The sequence below is a fragment of the Mesorhizobium sp. M7A.F.Ca.US.014.04.1.1 genome (assembly GCF_003998745.1).
Lineage (GTDB): Bacteria > Pseudomonadota > Alphaproteobacteria > Rhizobiales > Rhizobiaceae > Mesorhizobium > Mesorhizobium ciceri.
In genome coordinates, this window is record NZ_RZRW01001249.1 from 1 (window position 1) to 749 (window position 749).

The following is a 749-nucleotide window of genomic DNA, read 5'->3' on the forward strand; positions in this document are numbered from 1 at the left end:
CAGGTATCGATGTGCCGACCTTTATGCTGGACCTTTGAACCTGACCAATGAGGGTTGTGAGATCGTCCGCCATTGCGTTGAAGCCGTCGGCAAGCACGCTGAATTCGTCTCGGCGCCTCAGATCGAGGCGTTCGCTGAAGTCGCCTTGCCGCATCAATTGAACCGCGTTGACCAAACGAGTGAGCGGACCTGTAATGGCGCGAAACAGCTGGTAACCCAAAAGAAGGGCTAGTCCGAGGGCTATCAACAAGCCAACGCTCAAACCGACTTCGGCCGTTCTAACGATCGAGCTGATCCGCTGCGTCGCGCTGTTTGCCTCGCCTCTGTGATCCTCAACCATGGCCTGCAGAGCGTACTGCAACTTTACAAAGATCGGCTCTACGGTGTTCTTGATGGCCAGGCTTTCATTGGGAGTTTCACCTTTCGACAAGGCAGCCCGGCTTGTGTCCAGCAAAGCAGTTTCAGCCAGACGAAATTGGTTGGCGAGTTCTTTGACGACTGCATAATTCTGCTTGTCGATGTCGGAGACGATTGTTGCTTCATAGTCGCCCATCGACCGCTGCACTTGGTCGCGATTGGTCGTGATCGCGCTTTCAAGCGTGCTTCTATCCGATGGGTTGTCCTGAAGGGCATATTCCTGAAGCAGACTATGGGCCGTCATCTGGCCCATCATGATCGCGGTGCTGTGATAGAGGTCTGGAAGGATGCCCTTCTCGACCTCAGTCGCCTCCTGCCCCGCCTGAAGAAAC

At 55.0% G+C, this 749-nt stretch carries 1 protein-coding gene; it reads right to left on the minus strand.

The window, feature by feature from the left end; all coding sequences use genetic code 11:
- Nucleotides 1–749, minus strand: a 749-nt coding sequence (locus tag EOA22_RS35880; RefSeq protein WP_127390723.1) for a HAMP domain-containing protein, incomplete at both ends; no start/stop codon positions are given.